This window comes from Micromonospora qiuiae (assembly GCF_016863555.1).
GTDB lineage: Bacteria > Actinomycetota > Actinomycetes > Mycobacteriales > Micromonosporaceae > Micromonospora > Micromonospora qiuiae.
The window spans coordinates 34,347-55,927 of sequence record NZ_BOPC01000024.1 but is presented as its reverse complement, the minus strand read 5'-3'; the positions used below and the strand labels follow the sequence as shown (position 1 = coordinate 55,927).

General features: G+C 70.3%; 18 protein-coding genes and 1 pseudogene. 9 read left to right on the top strand and 10 right to left on the bottom strand.

What is annotated here, in order from left to right:
- Nucleotides 1-218 precede the first annotated feature (218 nt).
- On the bottom strand, nt 219-1,433 hold the full coding sequence (locus Vqi01_RS09580; protein WP_204034344.1) for a hypothetical protein: 1,215 nt from the start codon (nt 1,431-1,433) through the stop codon (nt 219-221).
- A 327-nt stretch (nt 1,434-1,760) separates the two neighbouring features.
- Between Vqi01_RS09580 and Vqi01_RS09575 the strand changes: the two genes are divergently transcribed.
- The 6 genes from Vqi01_RS09575 (at nt 1,761) to Vqi01_RS09550 (ending at nt 8,691) form a co-directional block, all read left to right on the top strand.
- Complete coding sequence (locus Vqi01_RS09575) at nt 1,761-4,547, top strand: AfsR/SARP family transcriptional regulator (RefSeq protein WP_239098289.1); 2,787 nt, start codon at nt 1,761-1,763, stop codon at nt 4,545-4,547.
- Nucleotides 4,548-4,813: 266 nt separating this feature from the next.
- Complete coding sequence (locus Vqi01_RS09570) at nt 4,814-5,065, top strand: dihydrofolate reductase family protein (RefSeq protein ID WP_239098288.1); 252 nt, start codon at nt 4,814-4,816, stop codon at nt 5,063-5,065.
- Between the two features lie 101 nt (nt 5,066-5,166).
- Nucleotides 5,167-5,496 (top strand): YciI family protein, encoded by a 330-nt coding sequence (locus Vqi01_RS09565; protein WP_204034342.1) that lies wholly within the window; start codon nt 5,167-5,169, stop codon nt 5,494-5,496.
- Nucleotides 5,493-6,725, top strand: a complete 1,233-nt coding sequence (locus Vqi01_RS09560; protein ID WP_204034341.1) for an RNA polymerase sigma factor — start codon at nt 5,493-5,495, stop codon at nt 6,723-6,725. Before Vqi01_RS09565 ends, Vqi01_RS09560 begins: the two co-directional genes overlap by 4 nt.
- A gap of 191 nt (nt 6,726-6,916) precedes the next feature.
- Entirely contained in the window at nt 6,917-7,135 is a 219-nt protein-coding gene (locus Vqi01_RS09555) for a hypothetical protein (RefSeq protein ID WP_204034339.1), read from the top strand.
- Between the two features lie 179 nt (nt 7,136-7,314).
- Complete coding sequence (locus Vqi01_RS09550) at nt 7,315-8,691, top strand: DEAD/DEAH box helicase (protein ID WP_204034338.1); 1,377 nt, start codon at nt 7,315-7,317, stop codon at nt 8,689-8,691.
- Between the two features lie 59 nt (nt 8,692-8,750).
- Here the strand turns inward: Vqi01_RS09550 and Vqi01_RS09545 are convergent, their stop codons facing one another.
- Together Vqi01_RS09545 and Vqi01_RS09540 are read right to left on the bottom strand one after the other, a co-directional pair.
- Nucleotides 8,751-9,563 carry an SDR family NAD(P)-dependent oxidoreductase gene (locus tag Vqi01_RS09545; RefSeq protein ID WP_204034337.1) on the bottom strand — a complete coding sequence of 271 codons (813 nt, stop codon included), beginning with the start codon at nt 9,561-9,563 and terminating at the stop codon, nt 8,751-8,753.
- 72 nt (nt 9,564-9,635) lie between these two features.
- A complete protein-coding gene (locus tag Vqi01_RS09540) occupies nt 9,636-10,787 on the bottom strand; it encodes a CaiB/BaiF CoA transferase family protein (protein WP_204034335.1) in 1,152 nt (383 codons plus the stop codon).
- Nucleotides 10,788-11,009: 222 nt separating this feature from the next.
- On the opposite strand from Vqi01_RS09540, the gene Vqi01_RS09535 reads away from it, so the two are divergent.
- The 3 genes from Vqi01_RS09535 (at nt 11,010) to Vqi01_RS09525 (ending at nt 13,496) form a co-directional block, all read left to right on the top strand.
- The gene (locus Vqi01_RS09535; protein WP_204034334.1) at nt 11,010-11,279 is read left to right on the top strand and encodes a metal-sensitive transcriptional regulator; all 270 of its coding nucleotides are present in this window, start codon (nt 11,010-11,012) and stop codon (nt 11,277-11,279) included.
- A 134-nt stretch (nt 11,280-11,413) separates the two neighbouring features.
- Nucleotides 11,414-12,814 carry an MBL fold metallo-hydrolase gene (locus tag Vqi01_RS09530; protein WP_204034333.1) on the top strand — a complete coding sequence of 467 codons (1,401 nt, stop codon included), beginning with the start codon at nt 11,414-11,416 and terminating at the stop codon, nt 12,812-12,814.
- Between the two features lie 91 nt (nt 12,815-12,905).
- Nucleotides 12,906-13,496, top strand: a complete 591-nt coding sequence (locus Vqi01_RS09525; RefSeq protein ID WP_204034332.1) for a rhodanese-like domain-containing protein — start codon at nt 12,906-12,908, stop codon at nt 13,494-13,496.
- Between the two features lie 147 nt (nt 13,497-13,643).
- On the opposite strand, the gene Vqi01_RS09520 is transcribed toward Vqi01_RS09525, so the two are convergent.
- The 7 genes and pseudogenes from Vqi01_RS09520 to Vqi01_RS09495 form a co-directional block, all read right to left on the bottom strand.
- Nucleotides 13,644-17,105, bottom strand: coding sequence for a S8 family peptidase (locus tag Vqi01_RS09520; RefSeq protein ID WP_204034330.1), 3,462 nt, complete (start codon nt 17,103-17,105; stop codon nt 13,644-13,646).
- Nucleotides 17,106-17,197: 92 nt separating this feature from the next.
- The gene (locus Vqi01_RS09515; RefSeq protein WP_204034329.1) at nt 17,198-17,761 is read right to left on the bottom strand and encodes a hypothetical protein; all 564 of its coding nucleotides are present in this window, start codon (nt 17,759-17,761) and stop codon (nt 17,198-17,200) included.
- 62 nt (nt 17,762-17,823) lie between these two features.
- On the bottom strand, nt 17,824-19,299 hold the full coding sequence (locus Vqi01_RS09510; protein ID WP_204034328.1) for a hypothetical protein: 1,476 nt from the start codon (nt 19,297-19,299) through the stop codon (nt 17,824-17,826).
- Nucleotides 19,296-19,976 carry an ATP-binding cassette domain-containing protein gene (locus Vqi01_RS09505; RefSeq protein ID WP_275408755.1) on the bottom strand — a complete coding sequence of 227 codons (681 nt, stop codon included), beginning with the start codon at nt 19,974-19,976 and terminating at the stop codon, nt 19,296-19,298. The genes Vqi01_RS09510 and Vqi01_RS09505 overlap by 4 nt, the downstream gene beginning before the upstream one ends.
- 64 nt (nt 19,977-20,040) lie before the next feature.
- A pseudogene (locus Vqi01_RS31260) lies at nt 20,041-20,157 on the bottom strand (ABC transporter ATP-binding protein); the annotation flags it as partial.
- Nucleotides 20,154-20,984, bottom strand: coding sequence for a zf-HC2 domain-containing protein (locus tag Vqi01_RS09500; RefSeq protein WP_204034327.1), 831 nt, complete (start codon nt 20,982-20,984; stop codon nt 20,154-20,156). The gene Vqi01_RS09500 and the pseudogene Vqi01_RS31260, both read right to left, overlap by 4 nt.
- Nucleotides 20,981-21,559, bottom strand: coding sequence for an RNA polymerase sigma factor (locus tag Vqi01_RS09495; protein WP_204034325.1), 579 nt, complete (start codon nt 21,557-21,559; stop codon nt 20,981-20,983). The genes Vqi01_RS09500 and Vqi01_RS09495 overlap by 4 nt, the downstream gene beginning before the upstream one ends.
- Nucleotides 21,560-21,581 lie beyond the last annotated feature (22 nt).

Sequence of the window (21,581 nt, the reverse complement as noted above, 5' to 3'; positions counted from 1 at the left end):
GCGATGCCGAAGGCCGTCACGGGTCTGCACGCCGACCTCGCCCCTCGGCCCCTGCGTCACGACGAGAGACACGCCGGGGTAAGCGGTGAGCAGCTGGTCGCAGAGTGCGTCCGGCGCCTCGTGCTCGACGGTGGTGAGCACGACGTCGGCCAGCCTCGCGATCCGGGACGACGACCGGGACGGCAGCAGCGCCACGACGAGGGGGTCCATGGCAGCTGTCACGACTCGGCCTCCCAGCGGCTGACGTGCGGCACGGGTACCGGGTCGATCTGTCGGTGCCGACCTGGCTCGGTGAGGTCGAGGAGGCGATACATGGCGCGGCGTAGCAGCGTGCCGGCCCGTCCCGGCTGGCCGGTCAGCGCGGCCATCACCGCGTGCTGGTCGAGTTCGCGAGCCGCGCCGAGTTGAGGCAGCAGCGCCCGGTGGAGATCGAGGTGAGCGGCACCGGCGGTCACCAGGTGCTGCGCTGTGCCGATGGCGGGCTCCGCCCCGGGCAGTACCAGGACTGGACGCCCGACGGCTGCGGCATAGGCGGTGACCGAGCCGTGGTCGCCGATGACGTGGTCGGCGGCGACGACCAGGGCGCGCCAGTCCTGAGTGGGATCGGGCAGCAGCAGTCCGGCCTCGCGGCAGTGCCGCAGCCACGCTCTGATCTGACGGTGTCCGTGTGCGTCCCAGACAGCCGGGTGCAGCAGCGCGGCTATGCGGTAGCGGTCGACCGGAAGTTGGGTCATCAGCATGGGCAGGAGGTCGGGCCGGTGTCCAAACAGGCCGTCCGGGCCCCAGGTGGAGGTGACCACAACAAGCCCTTGGTGGTCGTCGACTCCCATGCCGTGCCGGTAGTCCCGGCGCATCGAAAGGCTGGCGACGAGGCGGTCGAGGCAGGGGTCGCCCACGACTGTCGCGACCTCAAGTGCCGCCGGGCACTGGCGACGTAACACCTCCAGTTCGTGTTCGTGGGAGACGGCGAGGACAGTCGGCAGCACCCGGCCGCCATGGGTCAACCGCTGCGGATCAAGCCCGTAGACCGCAGGCTCCGCAAGTGCCGGGCCACCGTACGGTCTCGGCCGCACCCGTTTGCCGTGGCCCGCGCCGTGCGCCATCACCAACAGGGGTGCGTGCAGTTGGTGCAGCCCTCCCCAGGAGGCGGCGATCCCGAGGTCGAATCGCTCCCGGACCGCCTGCTGCCAGGGCAGCAGCAGGGCGCCGAGTCGCTCCAGGTGGCGGTGCACCTGCTGGTTGAAAACGTCCGGCGCCACGGTGAAAATCACCTGGACCCGCGAATCCCCCTCGACGTAATCGATCACGTCGAGCAACCGATGGCAGCTGGCGATCGTGTGCGCCACGGCGAGTACCGTTCGACACCCCGCCCGGGTGACCCAGTGCTCGGCGTCGATGCCAACCGGTGTGGACAACCATTCCAGCGACGTCATTTACTTCCTCCCCTGTCGCGAAGCCCGAGGAAGCCAGAGTCAGCGGAAACCTTGCGATCACATTGCCGGTCACCCTGCAACCGGCTTACCGCGCACTGGCCAGTGGAATGTCCGATTTCGGACTCTGGGCGGGAGGCTTGGCCATTTTCACCGCATAGAACAGAATAAAGAGAGCCGATCATCGATCAGATCTGGCGAGGGGTGAGGTCTATGGAGTTCACGATTCTGGGACCCACGGAACTCAGGATCGAAGGACGATCAAGGCCTATCGGCACCGCGAAGCAACGCGGGCTCCTCGCCATCCTTCTCTATCACGCCGGTGATCCGGTGCGAGTAGAGACCATCGTGGAACTTCTATGGCCAAATCGCACCGTCGACGCCTGCCGTTCGCTGCTGTACACGCTTGCCAGCCGGCTACGCGCCGCTTTGCGGGCCGCCGGTCTGCCCGAAGCACTGGAACGGGTGCCCGGCGTCAACGCCTACCGTCTGGACGTCGAACCGGCCCTGGTCGACTATCACCGGTTCCGGCGCCTGACAGCCGAGGCGCGAGAGGCTGCCGAACGAAACCAGAACGACCGCTGCATCGCCCTGCTCACCACGGCGGTGCAGTTGTGGCGGCACGATCCACTGCCCGAACTCCACGGGGCGCGCTGCGAACATCTGCGGCGAGACATGCAGGAGCAGTTGCTCACCGCAGAAAAACTCCTCGCCGCGAGCGAGTTGGCCGACGGCCAACACGACCGGGCGTTGATCCGACTGGAGCCACTGATCGCGGACAATCAACTCGACGAGACGTTGGCCCGGCTACAGGCGACCGCATTGCACAACGTCGGCCGTACCCATGATGCCCGCCAATTCATCGCCGCCTTCCGGCGCCGCTACCGACGCACGATGCGCACCGACCCGCACCTGGACATCGCCGAACTGTCACCCCCCTCTCCCATCTCGCGCCGCAACAGTCCTACCGATGAGGGCGAGACGGCGGCGGTGCCACGACAGCTACCGCACGACGTGCCCGATTTCACCGGGCACACCGATCTTCTGTCCGAGCTGGACATGCTCGCCACCGACAATGGCACGCCGAATGTTATCGCCCTCGCGGGAATGCCGGGAGTGGGAAAAACGGCCTTTGCCACCCGGTGGGGCCATCACCGTCGCGACTGGTTTCCGGATGGCCAGCTCTATTTGAACGCCGAAGCGCACAGCCAGGTGTCACCGGTACGCCCGGAAGACGCCTTACGACGCTTCCTGGTCAGCCTCGGCGTCCCCGCAGATCGGGTACCCGCCGACCCCATGCAGCGCGGCGAGATGTACCACCGGCTACTGAGCGAGCGGCGCATGCTCGTCGTGCTCGACAACATCCTCGACTCCGACCAGGCGCAGCAGCTCATCCCTCGGTCCGCGACCAGCCTGACGATCGTGATCAGCCGCAATCGACTCAGCGGCCTCAGCGTCCGGCATGGCGTCCGCAGTCTGACCATCACACCACTCCCGTACGACGATCGGCAGACCCTCCTCACCCGGATCATCGGATCCCACCGCGCTCGCGCCGAACCGGCGGCGATGCACACGCTGGGGCTGCTCTCCGGCGGGCTCCCGATCGCGTTGCGGATCATCGGTGAGCACGTCGCCGCCCAGCCCCGGGCTGCGCTCAGCGATCTGGCCGACGAACTCGGAAATCGACTGCTCGACATCGACGGCGACGACAGCGATGAACTCACCCTACGCACCGTCTTCGCTTGGTCGGTCAACGCGCTGGCCCCGCTACCCGCCCGACTCTTCTGGAGCCTGGGCCGGTTCCCGGGCACGACCATCGGGGCCGCAGCAGCATCCGCGTTACTGGAGGCGGAACCGGTCGTGACCGAACGGGTATTGGACCGGCTCGCCCGCGCACACCTGGTGAACCACGACGCCGTCGGCCGATACCGGATGCACGACCTCCTGCACAGGTACGCCAGCGATCGTGACCGCCTGGACGGGCCGACCGACGAGCGGCGTGCGGCGCTGCGTCGGCTCTTCGACTGGTACCTGCTGACCGCCGTCAACGCCGTCCGGTGGTTGGAACCGCAGCGTCCGGCCGTGCCGGACCTCCCCGAGGCCACTGCGGTCCGCCCGACGGAGTTCCCGGCGGAGGGTGACGCGCTGCACTGGTGCGAGGCGGAGCGGAGCAACCTGCCCAGCGTGGTCCAGGCCGCCGCCAGGGAGGGCTTTCCGCGCCATGCCTGGCAAATCGTCGACACGCTCCACGAGGTGTACGACCGCTCCGGCCCACAGCACGACGTGCGAGACATGCTGAAGTTGGCCCTCGCTGCCGCGACCGCGGACGGCCATCTCCTCGGCCGAACCGGCACGCTCGCCAACCTCGGTGCCGTCTACTACGCCAGCCACGACTACCAGCACGCCAGCGACCTCTTCACGCAGGCCCTGAACCTGGCCGTCGAATGCGGCTTCGCCGAGATCGAACTGGCCTGCCTGCACAACCTGGCGTCCATCCACCTCCGCACCGGCCGTATCGCGACCGCCGTCGACGTCTTCAACCAAGTGCTGCAGGGCTGCCGGGCGGCCGGCAATTCGACCGGTGAGGCGTTCACCCTTCACCACCTGGGCGAGGCACATCGGCAGCTCGCCAGGTACGAAGAGGCCCGCCGCTTCTATCAGCAGGCCCTCGCTGTCTGGGATCAGGTGGGATCGCTGCGCGGACGAATTCTCAACCACGTACGGCTCGCCGAACTGAGCGCTCAGACCGGCCATCCCGAAGCCGCTCTCGCTCAGGCCCAGGTCGCACTGGACCTGCACGGCCGGGTCAACGACGACGTCATCCGTTGTGACGCGCTCGTCGTCGCGGCCGAGGCCCGGCTGCGAATGGGACAACACCGCAACTGCCTGGCCGAGGCCACCCTGGCCCGAGCCGTCGGCGAGGAACTGGCCGATCCCGTGCGCCAGGCGCGGGCGCTCGCCGTCCTCGCGGAGGCCCTTGCCTCCGCGGGCAACCACCGCACAGCCCACGCCCGCTGCCGCGAAGCTCTCGACCTGCTCGAACACACGGGCGAGCGCGAGCATCCCGGGGTGGTGAACAGGTTACTGGCGATCGCCGCTGACACCGCCCGAACCTGACCAGGAAGCAGGACCCACCCGGCGGGTTTTCGTGCCCGATCCCCGCTGCCGCTCCGACGATCTGCGGCACATCGACTCGCCGCGGCGATCTCGGCACGCGTCGGTTCCCGGCCGACGGGGTCGCCGCGCTCCCGCCCCGCGCTCAGCCGATTGATGCACTGCAGCGGAGATCCGCGAGGCGGTGTCGGATCGGGGCAGGGGCGTTCGTAGCAAGGGGTGAGAGGCAGCCCACGAGGGGCGCCCCGAGCCACAGGAGATTCGGCGCCATGGAACTGACCGTCACCACGAACGTCTCCGTCGACGGCGTGACGCAGGGGCTTGGCGGGCCGGAGGAGGACCGCAGGGACGGATTCGAGCGCGGCGGATGGGCGCTGCCGCTGTTCGACAACGGGCTCGTCGACGAGATCACCCTGCTCACCTATCCCGTGGTCCTCGGCCAGGGCATGCGGCTGTTTCCGCCACCGGCCCGGGCACAGCACTTGAACTGGTCGACTCGCGGGCCACCTCGAACGGCGTGACGATCCAGGTCTACCGGCCCAGCGGGCGCCCGCAGTACGCAACGGCCACGCTCACGCCGAGCGGTGACGCCGGTAGCGTTTCCGGGCCCTGAAGACAGGAGATGAATGTGCATTACCTGGTTTCCGTGATCGACGACCAGAGCAGCTCCGGCACCCCGGACGAGATGGCCGCCATCGACGCGTTCAACGAACGGCTCCAGGCCGAGGGCCACTGGGTCTTCGCCGGCGGCCTCGCGGCACCCAGCGCAGCCACCGTCATCGACAACCGGGGCGGCGAGGCGCTGTTCACCGACGGTCCCTTCCTGGAGTCGAAGGAGTATCTCGCCGGCTTCTGGATCATCACGGCCCCCGACCTCGACGTGGCGCTCAAGCTGGCCGCCGAGGGGTCGAAGGCCTGCAACCGCAAGGTCGAGGTGCGGCCGTTCCTGTGAGCGCGACCGACGCCCGGGAGGCGATCTCCCGCGCCCACCAAGCGGAGTGGGCGCGGGTGGTCGCTGCCCTGACCAGGCGTTTCGGTGACCTCGACATCGCCGAGGAGGCCGCGGCCGAGGCGTTCGCGACCGCCGTCGAGCGGTGGCCGGCCGACGGCGTACCCCCCAATCCCGGCGCCTGGTTGACCACCACCGCCAACCGCAAGGCCGTCGACCGGATCCGGCGCGAGAACAAGCGCGACGACAAGCAGAAGGAGGCTCGGATGTTGTACGACGACGCCCCGCCCGAGCCTCTCGGCGCCATCGACGACGAGCGGCTCCGGCTGATCTTCACCTGCTGTCACCCGGCGCTCGCGATGCAGACCCGCGTGGCGCTGACGCTGCGCATGGTCGGCGGTCTGACCGTGCCCGAGATCGCCCATGCCTTCCTGGTCCGGCCGACCGCCATGGAGCAACGGATCACCCGCGCGAAAGCCAAGATCAAGGCAGCTCGCATCCCTTACCGGGTGCCGTCGGCGGAGGATCTCCCGGCACGCATCTGCGGCGTGCTCGCCGTGCTCTTCCTTCTCTTCAACGAGGGCTATCTGGCGACCAGCCCCGACACCGGTCCCGTACGTCACGATCTGACCGCCGAGGCGATCCGGCTCACCCGCCTGGTCCATGCCCTCATGCCCGACGACGGCGAGGTGACCGGGTTGCTGGCGCTGATGCTCCTCACCGAGGCCCGCCGCACCGCCCGGATCTCGGTCAGCGGCGAACTGGTCCCCCTCCACGAGCAGGACCGTGGGGCCTGGGACCGGTCGCTGATCGACGAAGGGCATCGGCTGGTGCGCGAGCGCCTGGCCACCGGAGTGGCTCCGGGCCGCTACCAGATCCTCGCCGCGATCAACGCCGTGCACACCTTTGCCCGCGACGTACGCGACACCGACTGGTCGCAGATCGTCGCCCTCTACGACCAGCTCGTCCGCCTCGACCACTCACCGATCGTCGCCCTCAACCGGGCCATCGCCGTCGCCGAGCTGGACGGCCCCGAGGTGGCACTGGCGGCCGTCGACCGTCTCGAGCACCATTTGGCCGCCTACCACGCCTACCACGCCACCCGCGCCGAACTGCTGCGCCGGCTCGGCCGCAGCCACCAGTCGCGCGCGGCCTACGGCAAGGCCATCGAGCTGACGGGCAACACCGCCGAAACCACCTACCTGACACGCCGCCGCGACCAACTGAGGTAACGATTACGGAGCGTTGCCGTTCAGCTCTGGCCGCGTAGCGGTGCCAACCGTGCGATTTCGGTTCGTCCGGACCACTCGGACAGCGGAACGGCGGGAAATGCCGGACAGGTCGGCAGAAGCGCGACGAGCTGAGCTCAGCAACCAAGATCGTCGAAGTTCCACACTCGGACTCCGTGCTATACGGTCGGGGGGTGAAAACCGAGCGTCACTGGTGGAACGGCAATCGCACCCTGCGAGGACGCCGCGACGTGTACATCCGCACCGATGGAGAGTCGTGGGAAGTCGAGGCCCGAGCCGGCGGTGACGCTGGCCGGTCGAAGATCTACCCATGCCCGGGCCGGCGGTCGGCGGAGATCCTGGCCGGCGCATGGATGGACGAGCAGAGCCGGTGGCAGATCATGGCACCCTGATCGGCCAGCACGGATGCTCGTGCACCCTCGGTCGGTTGGCAGCGGGAGCCGGCAGCGGGTTCGAGTAGACTGACAGCACGGTCCGCCCAGCATGGCGGCCGGGTTCGATGTCCCACGCCACGCGTCGCGGCCCAACAGTCAGCGCCGGGCGGGACGTCCCTTCGACGTTCGGAGCCTTCATGGCGGCAAGCCGCCCACGCCAGACCAACTCTCTCACCTTCGCCGACCTCGGCGTGCCCGACGCGCTGAACCGCGTGCTGGCCGCGACCGGAGTGAACCGGCCGTTCCCCATCCAGGCCGCGGCACTGCCCGACGCCCTCGCCGGGCGGGACGTGCTCGGCCGGGGCCGCACCGGGTCGGGTAAGACCTATGCCTTCGTACTGGCGGTGCTGACCCGCCTGGCCGCCACCGCCACGCCACGGCGGGCCGGGCGCCCTCGGGCGCTGATCCTCGTACCCACCCGTGAACTGGCCACCCAGATCGACAGCGTGATGGCGCCGCTGGCGCAGGCACTGTCGCTACGCACGATGACGATCTTCGGTGGCGTCGCCGCCCGACCTCAGATCGCCGGGCTGCGCGCCGGGGTCGATGTCCTGGTGGCCTGCCCGGGTCGGCTCGCCGACCATGTCAAGACCGGTAACGCGATCTTGGGCGCCGTCGAGATCACCGTGCTCGACGAGGCCGATCACATGGCCGACCTCGGCTTCCTGCCCACCGTGCGGCGGCTGTTGGAGCAGACCCCGCGCGGCGGGCAGCGTCTGCTGTTCTCCGCCACCCTGGACGCCGGCGTCGATGTCCTGGTGCGACGGTTCCTCACCGATCCGGTCGTGCACAGCGTCGACTCGACGCTGTCGCCGGTCGCCGCGATGGCGCACCACGTCCTGCACGTCCACGCCGACGACCGGTTCGCCGTGCTGGTCGAGCTGACCGCCGCGCCGGGCCGGACCGTGGTGTTCACCCGCACCAAGCGGGGCGCGAAAACCCTCGCCCGTCGGCTGGTCGCGGCCGGTGTGACCGCCGTCGAGCTGCATGGCAACCTGGCCCAGGGCGCGCGCACCAGAAACCTGCGGGCGTTCTCCGACGGAGAGGTGCACACGCTGGTCGCCACCGACATCGCCGCCCGGGGCATTCACATCGACGACGTGGCCCTGGTCGTACACGCCGACCCGCCCGAGGAGCACAAGGCCTACCTGCACCGTTCGGGCCGTACCGCCCGGGCCGGCGCGACCGGGACCGTCGTCACGCTGATGACCGACGGGCAGGTGCCAGAGGTGCGGGATCTGACTCGCAAGGCGGGAATCACGGCGACCACGACCCGGCTGCGCCCGGGTGACGCGCTGCTCCGCGAACTGGCCCCGGGGGAACGGACGCTGGTCCCCCAGCCCGTGCCGCGGTCCGCCGGCCCGCGTCACGAGGCGCAGCCCGCCCACGGCGGCCGGGGCCGACGCGGCGGCAAGCCGACGTCGACCACCTCGGCACGATCCCTACCGGCGCGATCCGGCGCGGCGGCGTTCTCCGCCCGGGCCCGGCCAGGCGCTCGCCGCGGAGCGCACTGATCCCTGCCCTGTCCTCGCGTAGTGCCCAGCGGCCTTTGGTCGCTGGCGTTGCGACACCCTCAGACCGAATAGCGGCAGAGCGTTTCGCCACCGTCGATTCTGATGAGGGCACCATGCACGTAGCTCGACTCGTCGCTGGCGAGGTAGAGCGCCAGATCCGCGATGTCGTCCGCTTCACCCCAACGCTTGAGAGGCACGCTCTCAGCGAAGGTCTGCATGAACTCCATGTTGTCGAACAGTTCTCGCGTGAGGGCGGTTTTTGCATAGGTCGGGCAGATGCCGTTGACCCGGATGCCTTCATGGCCGTACTCGATCGCGGCGCAGCGGGTGAGGTTGGCTTGCGCGCCCTTGGAGATGTTGTAGACCGACTGCTTCGGGTGGCCCTGAAGGCCGGCGGTGGATACCAGGTTCACGATCGTCCCCGCCATTCCATTGCTTCCTCTCCCCTGGCGGCGGAACTGACGAACCGCGGACTGCGTCCCGTAGAAGGTGCCCTTGACGTTGACATCGAAGCAGGCCTGGAGGTCTTTTTCGGTGAACTCATCCATGAGTTTCCCGCCGCGGTAGATGCCTGCGTTGTTGAACATGACGTCCAACCGGCCATATGTTTCGACGGCGCTTTGGACGGCTTTTTCCACGTCCGCAGCGTTCGTGACATCGCACTTCACGAACTTCGCCTGCCCGCCATCGGCTGTGATCACGTCTGCTGTCGCCTTTTCGAGATTCTGCTCGAAGCCGCCGGCAAGTGGCTTTTCGCTGATGTCAGCGACGACGATTTTGGCACCCTCGCGCGCGAAGCGCACAGCGCTCGCTCGGCCGAACCCAGATGATCCTCCGGTGATCAGGACGACTTTTTCATCGAGCCTTCCCATGCTTACTCCCTCAGCGGTGGCGTAGACGGCCTCGGGCGCGTTCCCAGCTTTTCCTCGGAAAAACATTCGGGTCTACTGCGCGTCGACAGCGACGCCCGCCTCGATGAGCGCGTCGACGTCCGCCACACCCCACTCCCTCAGCGCCGCCCGTGTGTGCGCGCCCACACGTGGGGGCGCCGACTGGACCGCACCGGGGGTACGGCTCAGCCGGGGCGCCGGTGCGGGCTGCATGATCCCGGCGACGTCCACGAAGACGTTGCGCTCCCGCAGGTGGGGAAAGTCGATGGCCTCGCGGAGGCTCAGCACCGGCGCCACACAGGCATCGCTCGCGCCGAAAATCTCAGCCCACTCGTCGCGGGTGCGGCTCAGGAACGCCTTGGTGAGTTCCGCGCGGATGGCCTCCCACTGCCGCGGGTCGCTGCGGCGCCGCTGGTCCGGGTCCAGGCCGAGCGTCTCCATGAGCTGCGCGTAGAACTTCGGCTCGATGGCACCGACCGCGACATGGCCCCCGTCCGAGGTCTCATAGGTGTCGTACCAGGGTGCGCCGGAGTCAAGGAGGTTCACGCCACGCTCGTCCCTCCACATGCCCGCGGCCAACATCCCGTGGAACATCGTGATCAGATGCGCGACCCCGTCGACGATCGCCGCGTCGACCACCTGGCCGAGGCCGGAACGCTCCCGTTCCAGCAGCGCCCCCAGGACGCCGACCACGAGATAGAGGGATCCGCCACCGAAGTCGCCGACCAGGTTCAGTGGGATCGCCGGTGGCTGGCCGCGCCGGCCCATCGCGTGCAGCGCGCCCGTCACCGCGATGTAGTTGAGATCGTGGCCCGCGTTCTGGGCCAGCGGCCCCTCCTGGCCCCATCCGGTCATGCGTCCGTAGATTAGGCGGGGGTTGCGCCGCAGGCAGACATCCGGCCCGAAGCCCATCCGCTCGGCGACTCCGGGCCGGTAGCCCTCGATCAGCACGTCAGCCGCTTCGACCATGGTGAGCAGGGCCTCGACCCCGGCCTCCTGACGCAGGTCCAGAACAACCGAGCGACGGCTGCGCCGCAGGGTGTCGAGGTGCTCGGGAACCCCGGTGCCGGCGCCCCCAGGCCGGTCCACCCGTAGGACTTCGGCGCCGAGGTCTCCCAGCACGGAGGCCGCGAACGGGCCGGGTCCGATCCCGGACAGCTCCAGCACCCGCAGGCCGACCAAGGGTCCCTTCGCACTGCCGACCATGGCTTTCCTTCCCGACCCGACCAGTTCTGGTACGGGACAGATTAGTGTTCGACTCGCGATCACCCGAGATCCGTCCGTTCGGTAGAAATCATCGGGTCTCGGGGCAGAGCCGCCCGAGAGACGACGGGAATCACCGGGCCGTCCTCGCGGTTGCGCATACCGGCGGGGGTATCCGCGACAAGCTCTACCCCCTGGGGTATGTTGAACGCAGGAGGTGGCGCGGTGAATCTTCGGCCCGAGATGACCAGGGAGGCTCTGACCCGACTCAAGCGGGCTCGGGGCCAGCTCAACGCCGTCATCGAGATGATGGAGAGCGGCCAGGACTGCCGCGAGGCGCTGACCCAGCTCGCCGCCGTGTCGAAGGCCATCGACCGCGCCGGCTTCAAGATCATCGCCTCCGGGATGCGGCACTGCAACGCCACCCGCGACCGGGGCGAGGCGCCGGAGATGACCGAAGAGGAGCTCGAGAAGCTGTTCCTCGCTCTGGCCTGACCCGACGGCAGGACCGCCCGCCCGCACCGCTTATCCGCGGCGCAGGCGGGTAGTCATCACACCATGAATCAACCAGAAGTGTGTCTTATGCATACCCCCGGGGGTATGTAGAGAATTCCGAGGGGAGAACGGCAATGGCAGTAGAAATCTCCGTCATCACGACGTCCTCGCTCGGCGACCGCAGCTACCTGGCCTCCGACGGCCAGGTAGCGATCGTGGTCGACCCCCAGCGCGACATCGACCGGGTCCTGTACCTCGCCGGGGCGAAGGGGGTGCGCGTCACCCACGTGGTGGAGACGCACATCCACAACGACTACGTCTCCGGCGGCCTGGAACTGGCCCGGGTGACCGGTGCCCACTACCTGGTGGCCGCGGCCGACGAGGTCGGCTTCGAGCGCGAGCCCATCGCCGACGGTGACGTGGTGCCGGTCTCGGACTCCCTGCGCCTGCGGGCCATCGCCACCCCCGGTCACACCTTCCACCATTTGTCGTACGCCCTCGATGAGGTCGTCGACGGGGGCTGGCAGCCGGTGGGCGTCTTCACCGGCGGCTCGCTGCTGTTCGGGACGACCGGACGCACCGACCTTCTCGGCCAGGAGCACTCCCACGAGCTGGCCCATCACCAGCACGCCTCGGCGAAGCGGCTGGCCGACCTGCTGCCCGACGGGGCCCAGGTGTGGCCGACGCACGGCTTCGGCAGCTTCTGCTCGGCCACCCAGGCGGACGCCCCCGACTCGACCATCGGCCGGGAGAAGCAGGTGAACCCCGTGCTGCGGCTGGCCGCCGACCAGTTCGTCACCGAGACCCTCGCCGGCCTTGACGCCTACCCGGCGTACTACGCCCACATGGGCGTGGCGAACAGTGCCGGCCCCGCCCCGGTCGACCTCACACCGGTGGCCCGGGCCGACGCCGAAGACCTGCGCGGTCGGATCGCCGCCGGCGAGTGGGTGGTGGATCTGCGGCATCGCAAGGCGTACGCCGCCTCGCACCTGGCCGGCACGGTCAGCCTCGGGCTGGACGGCCCGATGTCGACCTGGCTCGGCTGGCTGATCGACTGGGGCGTACCGATCACGCTCCTGGCGGAGACACCCGAGCAGGTCGCCGACGCCCAACGCGAACTGGTGCGGATCGGCATCGATCGACCGGCCGCACGGGCCACCGGCCAGGCCGAGCAGTGGGCGGCCGATCCCGGCCAGCTCCGGCAACTGCGGCGGGTCGACTTCCGGGCCCTGGCCGCCGCCCACGCGGGCAACCCGCCCGCCGACCTGCCCGCCCCGGACGTCGTCCTCGACGTGCGGATGACCAACGAATGGAAGTCCGGCCACATCGAGGGCGGGGTGCACATCCCGCTGCCCGACCTGCCCGCGCGGCTCGCCGACGTACCCGCCGGCATCGTCTGGGTGCACTGCGGCTCCGGCTACCGGGCCACCGCAGCCGCCTCGCTGCTGGCCAACGCCGGGCGCGAGGTGGTCGTCATCGACGACAAGTTCGACCAGGCCGAGACGGCGGGCGTCGCCATGACCGACAAGGCCTGACCCACGTATCCCGATCCCGGCCGGGGCGCACCTGCCCCGGCCGGCAACCCACCCTGCCGCCAGTTCGGCGATTTGCCCTGAAAGAGGAGAAATGAGCGCTTCCGAGACCACCCGCCCGACCACCCTGGACGCGACCACCCTGCGTGAACTGATCGCCTCCGGCCGATCCCCCCGGCTGCTCGACGTCCGCACCCCGGCCGAGTTCGAGACCATGCACATCCCCGGCGCGTACAACGTCCCCCTGGACCTGCTCAAGGAGCACCGCGAGGAACTGCGCGACCACCTGGACGAGGAAGTCGTCCTGATCTGCCGCTCCGGAGCCCGGGCCGGTCAGGCCGAGCAGGCCCTCGCCGGCGTCGGCCTGCCGAACCTCAAGGTCCTCAACGGCGGCATGCTGGCCTGGCAGGCCGCCAACGCGCCGATCAAGCAGGGCAAGCAGCGCTGGGACCTGGAGCGCCAGGTGCGCCTGGTCGCCGGGGCGATCGTCCTGGCCAGCATCGTGGGCTCGGTGTTCGTGCCCGGCCTCAAGTGGGTCGCCGGCTTCATCGGCGCCGGTCTCACCTTCGCCGCCCTCACCAACACCTGCGCGATGGGCATGCTGCTCGGCAAACTGCCATACAACCGGGGCGCCAGCTGCGACCTGGACAGCATCGTCGGGCAACTACGCGAGGAACGGGCGTGAGACGAACCAGGCCGCTCGGCGGGCGGCGCGAAGGCACCGCCCGCCGACGCAGAGATCAGTCGTCCGCGGTGCGCCTGTCGTGACGCACCGCGGACGACCACGCGAGGTGTGGCCGGCCATCCTGTCAGGCCACCCGCGCGGGAAGGGCTATCCGGCCCGGTAGGCGTCGAGGATGGTCTGCTCGATGCCGCTACCGGCCTTGCCCCGCGCCGTCACCCGCAACGACACTGTCTGGCCCGCGGTGGGGTGCGGCAGGCGGGCACGGTACGTGCCGTCGCCTGACCGGTTGACCCGGACGGGTTGCCAGGTCGCGCCTCCGTCGAGCGAGACAGTGAGCGTGAAGGACGTGATCGGTTGTGCCGGCACGCCGTGCGCCTGGCGGACGGCGAAGGTCGCCGTACCGGAGGCGACGGGACGGTTCGCCCTGTCCAGCGGCAGGTCGTAGTCCACTGACAGCAGCGGCAGCGGGATACTTCGGGTGCCGTCCGGTCCGCTGGACCGGAAGGTCCAGGAGGTGCTGACCCGGCGGGAGACCGGCAGGTCGGCGCTGGCGTCGACATCGTAGGTCAGCCGGTAATTGGCGACCTGCTGCGGCACGGTGAAGTCGGCGGCCGAGCCGTTGACCCGGCCCACGGTCCGCCCGTCACGCTGCAGGGTGAGCGTACGCGCGATGCCGAGGCCCCACCCGTCGGCGAGGCAGTCGAACCGCCCGTGCTGGTCGGCCAGCGTGACGAGCTCGATGTGCAGATTGCCGCTGGTGCGGCTCGGCGGGCGGGGTGCGCAGGCGCTCGGGGAGATCGCCGGATCGTCGTACCAGTCGGAGCGCAACGGCTGCCGCACCCACGTCTTCTCCTGCCGGCTGCCCGGGGCGTACCGGCGCGTCGCCTCCTGGGTGACGAACCCGTCCCAGAACGCCTCGTCCAGCCAGTCGACGCCGGACGACACGTAGTCGACGCGGTTGCCGGAGAGCGGCTCGGTGTAGGTCTCGGCGATGAAGACGCCTTCCGGGCTGAACCCGTACCGCTTGTGAGCGGTGACCGAGTCCGGGCGGTCCAGCGTGTGGAAACGCTGGTCGATCCGGGCCAGGGTGGTGTGCTCGGCCGGGGTGACCCGGTACCCGGGATCGTCCGGGATGCGGTCGGACCGGCGGATCAGGTCGTAGAGGTAGGGGCTCTGCCCGTCGCCGGGAGCGACCAGACCGTAGGTGCCGTAGGCGTCGAACGTGCCGATGCCGGTCCCGTCGTTCGGCACCGCCGACACGTTGCCCGCCCTGGCCGCGTCGCCCCAGGCGAAGGCGAAGTCGGTCCAGCCGAAGTCGGGCCGGGGTTGCTGGATGTAGGTCAGGCCGAGCGAGACGGCCTCGGTGGCCACCCCGTCCACGCTCGCTGTGAGCGGGCGGGCCTGGGCCAGGTCGAGTCGCAGCGACGTGTCGCCGGTGACTGTCAGGTCCGGGTCACCGGCCAGGGCCGCCCGCTCGTCCCCGTCCGCCCAGGACATGAAGCTGGCCATGATGCTGTACCGGCCGGCGGGTACCCGGAAGGTCAACGTCTCACCGGCTTCACCGCTGTCGGCCTGGGCGTACCGGGCCGGGTCGTCGAGGTTGACCACCGTCACCAGGGCCCACGCCGACGCCTCGTCCGGGGCGCCGGGAATCGCGGTCGTCTCGACGGTCAGGTCGTGACTGGGTGCCTCCACGTGGAACGTCACCGGCGTACGCGCTGCCACCCGGCCGCCGACGCGGGCCGTGACCACGGCCGTGTAGCGGCCGGGACGGGTCGCGAACGCGGCGCGGTCGACGCGCAGCGTGACGCCGCCGCTCGCCCCCGCGGCGAGGTTCACCCGAGGCGCGGAGAGGGTGACGGCGCCGGCCGGCGCGGCGACACCGTCGTGGTCGGTCACCGTCACGGCGAGGTCGACCGCGGCCGGGCCGCTCCCGGTGTTGGCCCACGCCAGCTTCGCGTCGGTCGTGCCCGACTGCGGGTGGTCGAAGGTGCCGAGGTTGACCACCGGCTCGGCGCTCACCACGCCGGACAGCGGCCGGGCCACCTGGAGCCGCCCGCTGCCGCTGGTGTACGTGTCGCCGCCGGCGACCGGGTCGGCCGCGCCGATCAGTGCGGCCTTGAGCCGCTCGCCGCTCCACTCGGGGTGGCGCTGGGCCAGGACGGCGGCGGCGCCGGCGACGTGCGGGGTGGCCATCGACGTACCGGAGGCGAACACGTACCGCGCGTCGAGCGGTCGGCCCAGGGTGGTCCCGGCGGCCCGGGCCGCGACGATGTCCACGCCCGGCGCGACCAGTTCCGGCTTCGCGGCACCGGTGTTGACCAGCGGTCCCCGGCTGGAGAAGTCGGCGAGGACGTCGTTGCCGTCCACCGCGCCCACGGTGAGCGCGCTGGCGGCGGCGCCCGGCGCGGAGACCGTGCCGTAGAGCGGTCCCGAGTTGCCGGCCGAGACCACGAAGAGCGCCCCGGTCCGCGTGGACAGTGCGTCGAGCGCGAGCGACATCGGGTCGCTGCCGTCGCTCGACTCCCAGCCGCCGAGGCTCATGTTCACCACGTCGGCCCGGCTCGCGGCCCACTCCATACCGGCGATCACCTGTGACTCGGTGCCTTCGCCCTGGTCGTCGAGGACCTTGCCGACGACGAGGCGTGCTTCGGGCGCCACGCCGCGTCGGGCGCCCTTCGAGGCCGCGCCGCTGCCCGCGATCGTGGCCGCCACATGGGTGCCGTGGCCGTGGTGGTCGCCCGCGTCACCGCCGTCAGCCGTGAAGTCCTTCTTCTCCGCAGTCTGTCCCGCGAGGTCCGGGTGGGTGGCGTCGATTCCGGTGTCGAGCACCGCGACGCGGGTGCCCTTACCGGTGTAGCCGGCGTTCCATGCCTGCGGCGCGGCGACCTGACGCAGGTTCCGGTCCCACCGCCCGCTGTCGGTGCCGGTCACGCTCCCGGTCGTGGGGGGCGTCGAGGTCGCGGGGGCGAGGGTCGCCCGTACCCGCCGGTCCAGCCACACCTTCGGCGACGAGCCGGACGAGCGGAGCGTCGCCGGGCGGCTGGTGAGGGACCGGACGAACGCCACGCTCGCCGCCTTCGAGCGCCGGCCCGAGACCGCCGCGATGCTCGGCAGCTCGCGGGGATCGGTCAGGCCGGTGACGAGCGGGTCGCTCTTTGCCTGGCGGGCCTGCCCGCCAGGCCGGACGATGAGCGGCAGTTCCTTGGTGCGGGCGTCGTCGTAGCCGTTGAGGATCAACGTGGTGACGTCGAACAGCGCCGGGTCCAGCACCGTGTCGAGCAGCGGGGCGACCCGGGCGGGCACCACCCGCACGTGCCCGTCCGGGCCGCAGCTGCGGTTCATCACGCCGCTCGGCTCGGCCGGGCGCACGCTCACCGTGGGGCAGCCCGAGGACGCGCTTCGGACGGTCACCACATCCCCGGTCAACAGCGTCACCGTGTACGTCCGCCCGGCAGGAAGCAGCGACGCCGGGGCGGCTGCGGTCGCCGCGTCTCTCGTACCCCCCTGGCTCGCGTCCGCGGTGCCGGGAACTGCCAACCCGAACGCCGCCAGCAGCACTCCCACGGTGGGCAGTCCGACCATCAGTTGGCGTCTGCGTCTGCGCATCCGCCCTCCATCCATCGAGAGATTCGTGTTCCTTAGAAGGGTTCGGAGGGCCGCCAGGTTGCCTTACCGGGTGGATGGAAAAAAGTCACGTTTCAGGATCGGAACACTTCCCGGTTGGCGAGCAGCAGCGCGACCGCGCTCAACGCCAATGCTGAAGGCCAGCATAGTTGGGCGGCCGTCCACTCCGGCTCCGACGGGATCGGCCATGGTGATCTGGTGCCGGTGAAGAAGAGCGTCCCGACGAGCGCGACGCCCAGAACCAGCGGCCCGGCCAACGCCGCGCCGAGATCGTCGCGGTATCTCGCCGCCACGGCGGCCGCGGCCACCGGAATCAACCCGCACACCGCTGCCTGCAAAGTGAGGTAACCGGCGGGCCCGACGACGAGCCGGCCGCCGACGGCCACGACGGCCAGGTAGAGCAGCGCCCAGAGCGCGGCGGCCGGCATCATGTTCAGGGCCACCCGCAGCCACTGCCGCACCCATCGCGGGGACGGCGCCAGCACCGTCGATGCCATCCGGTCCGGCAGTGCGAAGCAGACCGCCGCGCCCAGCGCGGCCGCGGCCAGTCGGAGGCCGGGCTGCGCGAGGCCCGGCGCCGGCTCGGCGAGAAGCACAGGTAGCTGGCTCAGCACCGCGAGCGCGGCTGCGACGGCCATGGGCCACCAGGGTACGGCTCGGGCGAGCGGCCTGAGCAGCAGCGTCCCCAAGCGGATGGCGCTCACCGGCACACCCTCGGCTGGTCCGACGGCTCGCTGCCGGTCGGGAAAGCTGGCGGCTTCACGGTCACCCCCAGCGGCGTGAGAGCTGTTTCGGCCGGGTCCATGATCTGTGTCCAGTGTGCTGACAGGAAGGCAGCCACCTCATCGCGCGGCCGGGCCAGCAGCGCCGATGCGGCTTGCGCGTCCGCCCGGTCGTAGCGGACTCTCCCCAGGCTCAGGCCGCCGTCGGCGAGGTGGCGTGCACCATCTGGCAGGGCCTGCGCCAGCAGCCACAGGGCGACGACGGTGCGATGTTGACCGGCGCCGGAGCAACCGGACCGGGCATCGTCGTCGAACGACGTGATCCCCCGCCCGAACAGTCCGGTAGCCGCGGTGGTGTAGGCGATGGTCATCTGCGTACGGGAATCCTTCGCCCAGCGGCCGTGCCGCCCCCAGCGCGGCCAGGTGGCGATCTCCGGCAGCCCGGGAACGAGGACAACGCCATCGTCCATGCCGGCGAGCTGGCGGACCGTCGGACGGGTGGCCTCGGCCGGAAGGTTGCGTGCGACCGGCTCGACCGCCTCCCGCCAGAGCGGAATCCAGCCCGCGTAATGCGGAAGGGCGCAGTAGCGCACGCCGCCGTGCATCTCGCAGTCGAGTACTGCCGGGCCGGCCAGCGCGTCGTTCATCTCGGGGTAGATCGCCGCCGGGGTGGCTCGCGCCTGCTGGTCGGTGGCGAACGCTGAGGTCGCGATCGCCGTGAGGATCACCCCGATCGCGATGATCCGGCGGTGTCTCCACCACAGCAGCGCGACGATCGCCACCAGCACGGACATCAGATAAATCAGGTGCCACCCGGTGGGACGCGCCGCCCCGGTCACCCACGGTGCGTCCGGCACGGGGAAGAGGTGCAAGAGCACAGTGTCGGGGCCGGTGCCCAGCAAACTGGTGAGGACGACCGCCATCGCGATCATTGTCAGCGGCCCAGCGGCCGTCGTGGGCAGCCAGCGGCCCACCACGATCCCGATTGCCGCACCGGTCGCCGGAACCACCACGGTGACCAGCAGCACCCAGGGGTCGAATCGCCCGACCGGCCAGGCCGGCAGCATGAGTAGCAGCCCGGCGAGGCAGAGCGTAGCGCCGGCAGCGCCGGAGACCGCCACCAGCGCGAGCAGGCCGACGCCGCGCCGAGCGGCGGTCGTCGGCATCGTTTCGAGGCTTTCTGCCCCGGCACGCCGATCCCGGCTCGCCGCCAGATGCCCGGCCAGCAGGAGCGCGCCCGCCAGCACGAGCGAGGACATTCCCGCGTCCTGCCCGAAGGTCTCCCAGGTCGGCATCGTGGTCCATCCCCATGCCGTGCACAGCGTCAGGGAGAGCACCATGCCGCCCCAGAGGAGCGGACTGCGTAGCACCAGGCGCGCCTCGGCGCGGGCCAGCGCGACCATGGCCCCCCGGCGGGCATGCCGGACCGGCCGTGGGACGAGTGTGGCTGTCATCGGGCGGCCCCCAGACGCCCCGAGGTGTCGAGCAGGAGCAGATATCCGTCCTCGAGGGACGGCTGGCCGGGCTCACCGCCCTCGGGTTGGTCACCCAGCGTCCGATACAGCCCGTCCGCGTTGCGCCAGTACGCCTGCGAGCCGATTGGAGCTGTGGTCGACAGCCACACCCGGCCATCGGCGACAGCCACCAGCTCTCGCGGGCTGCCGTCGAAGATCACGCGTCCGGAGTTCATCACCACGACCCGTTCGCAGAGTGCGCCCACGTCCTCGGTCTGATGGGTGGACAACAGCACGGTGCGCCTCTCGCCAAGCCGGGAGATCAAGGCCCGGAACAGCATCCGCTGCTCCGGGTCGAGGCCGACCGTGGGCTCGTCAAGGATCAACAGCTGCGGCTCGCCGAGCAGAGCCTGGGCCAGACCCAGCCGCTGCCGCATACCCCCGGAGAGTTTCCGCACCTTGGTCCTGGCCCGGTCGGCCAGCTCGACCTCGTCGAGCACCCGGCGCACCTCGGCCCGGCGCTGCCGGCCGTCCGTCATCTCCTTGAGCACCGCCACGTAGTCGAGCAGGTCGTAGGCGGTGAACTGGGGGTAGAGCCCCGGATTCTGCGGCAGGTAACCAATCCGCCGGCGCAGTTCGGTCCGCTGCGCGGGGACCATCGGGTCGAGACCGAGCACCCGCAGCCGACCCCCGGTCGGCCGCCAGCGCGGTAGCCAGACAGCGCAGCAGGGTGGTCTTGCCGGCGCCGTTCGGACCGAGGAAGCCGGTCACACCCGTCCCGAGCTCCAGATCCAGGCCGTCCAGCGCGACCGTGGCCCCGTAACGCTTGCCGAGCCCGCCGATACTGACGGTGGTCATCGAGTCTCCCCCAAGTCGAGGCGGCTTCGCCGCACGGCCAGGACCACGACGGCCACCGCCGCGGCGAGCAAATAGCCGAGTTGCGCGGTGCCACCGAAGACGACCGGCAGAGAAGATTCACGGTGAACCATGGCCGCGGTACCCACGATGATCAGCCAGGCACCACCGAGCAGGCCAGCCGCGGCCGAGAGCGAAACGATGGTGCTCAGCGCCAGGCTCCCGATGCTGAGCAGCAGGGCGGGCAGCAGCCAGGCCACGGCGTACCAACCCGGTCCGGGCAACAGGACCGCCGCCGCCATGCCCATGGCCACCGCGACGGCGACGACCGCAGTGGCGCGCCAGAGGACCAGCGACGGCCCTGCCGCCGGCGTCGTATCGGCGATCTCGTGCATCGGGTCGGCCGGCGGCCCGTACGCGGTAGCGACTGCCAGCACCGGCAGAATCGGCGCGAAGACGAGGAAGAGCATGTCACCAACTCGCGCTCCGGTCTGGCCGAGGTACGCCGCGGCCACCGCGAGGGCCAGCACCGCCGCGATCGCACCCAACCAGGACCAACGCAGCGCGGGCATCGCGGCGAGCAGCTGGATCCGATGCTCAGGCAGCCCGAGCCGGCCCAGGAGCCGCCGTAGCGCGCGCTGTTTGGGCGCGTGGACCGCATCGAACACGGCCGCCCAGTTGCCGGTCAGCCACACCGTGTCGACCTCGACGCGTCCGCGGCAGGAAGCGCAGGCCAGCAGATGGGCGTCGACGGCCATGACCCGGCTCGGATCGAGCGCTCCCCGGTCGTAGTCCGCGAGCAACCCCGCATCGATGTGCCAGCCGGTCATGTCAGCAACTCCCTCAACCGAGCCCGGGCGCGCAGCAGCCGGGTCTTTGCCGTGCCCTCCGCGATGCCGAGCAGTTTGGCCGCCTCTCGCACGGTCAAGCCGTCGATAGCCGTGGCCTGGATGAGCGCCCGCAGCTCCGGTGGGATCCGATCGAGCGCTCCGCCCAAGTCGCCGTGCTCAATGCCCAGCAGCACCAACTCCTCGGCTGACGGCGCCGTGGCGACATCGGGCAACTCGGTGTTGGCGCCACTGAGCCAACGGTGTGCGGGACCGCGCAGCGCGGACACCAGCCGCCGGGCAGCGATGGTCCATATCCATCCGGCCGCGTCGGCACCCGTCACCTCGTACCGATGGGCGTCGGTCCAGATGGCGACGAACGTGTCCTGTAGCGCGGCATCGACCAGATCAGGGTCCGCGCAGCGTCGGCGCAGCCGAGCGCGTAGCCAGGGCGCGTGCCGGTGATGCAGCAATCGGAGTGCCTCGGTCCGCTCGGCTGCGACGGCACGCAGCAACTCGGCGTCACTGCTCGCCTCGTCGACCGGCCGCTCCGGTTCCTGGCTTCTTCTTCGTCGCACACAAGGACTATCGCGTTGTACG

Excerpts from the sequence above, each read along its gene's own strand:
- Vqi01_RS09580 (WP_204034344.1), bottom strand. The coding sequence starts at position 1,433 with ATGACGTCGCTGGAATGGTTGTCCACACCGGTTGGCATCGACGCCGAG.
- Vqi01_RS09570 (WP_239098288.1), top strand. The coding sequence starts at position 4,814 with ATGGAACTGACCGTCACCACGAACGTCTCCGTCGACGGCGTGACGCAG.
- Vqi01_RS09565 (WP_204034342.1), top strand. The coding sequence starts at position 5,167 with ATGAATGTGCATTACCTGGTTTCCGTGATCGACGACCAGAGCAGCTCC.
- Vqi01_RS09550 (WP_204034338.1), top strand. The coding sequence starts at position 7,315 with ATGGCGGCAAGCCGCCCACGCCAGACCAACTCTCTCACCTTCGCCGAC.
- Vqi01_RS09545 (WP_204034337.1), bottom strand. The coding sequence starts at position 9,563 with ATGGGAAGGCTCGATGAAAAAGTCGTCCTGATCACCGGAGGATCATCT.
- Vqi01_RS09540 (WP_204034335.1), bottom strand. The coding sequence starts at position 10,787 with ATGGTCGGCAGTGCGAAGGGACCCTTGGTCGGCCTGCGGGTGCTGGAG.
- Vqi01_RS09530 (WP_204034333.1), top strand. The coding sequence starts at position 11,414 with ATGGCAGTAGAAATCTCCGTCATCACGACGTCCTCGCTCGGCGACCGC.
- Vqi01_RS09525 (WP_204034332.1), top strand. The coding sequence starts at position 12,906 with ATGAGCGCTTCCGAGACCACCCGCCCGACCACCCTGGACGCGACCACC.
- Vqi01_RS09520 (WP_204034330.1), bottom strand. The coding sequence starts at position 17,105 with ATGCGCAGACGCAGACGCCAACTGATGGTCGGACTGCCCACCGTGGGA.
- Vqi01_RS09515 (WP_204034329.1), bottom strand. The coding sequence starts at position 17,761 with ATGGCCGTCGCAGCCGCGCTCGCGGTGCTGAGCCAGCTACCTGTGCTT.
- Vqi01_RS09510 (WP_204034328.1), bottom strand. The coding sequence starts at position 19,299 with ATGACAGCCACACTCGTCCCACGGCCGGTCCGGCATGCCCGCCGGGGG.
- Vqi01_RS09500 (WP_204034327.1), bottom strand. The coding sequence starts at position 20,984 with ATGACCGGCTGGCACATCGATGCGGGGTTGCTCGCGGACTACGACCGG.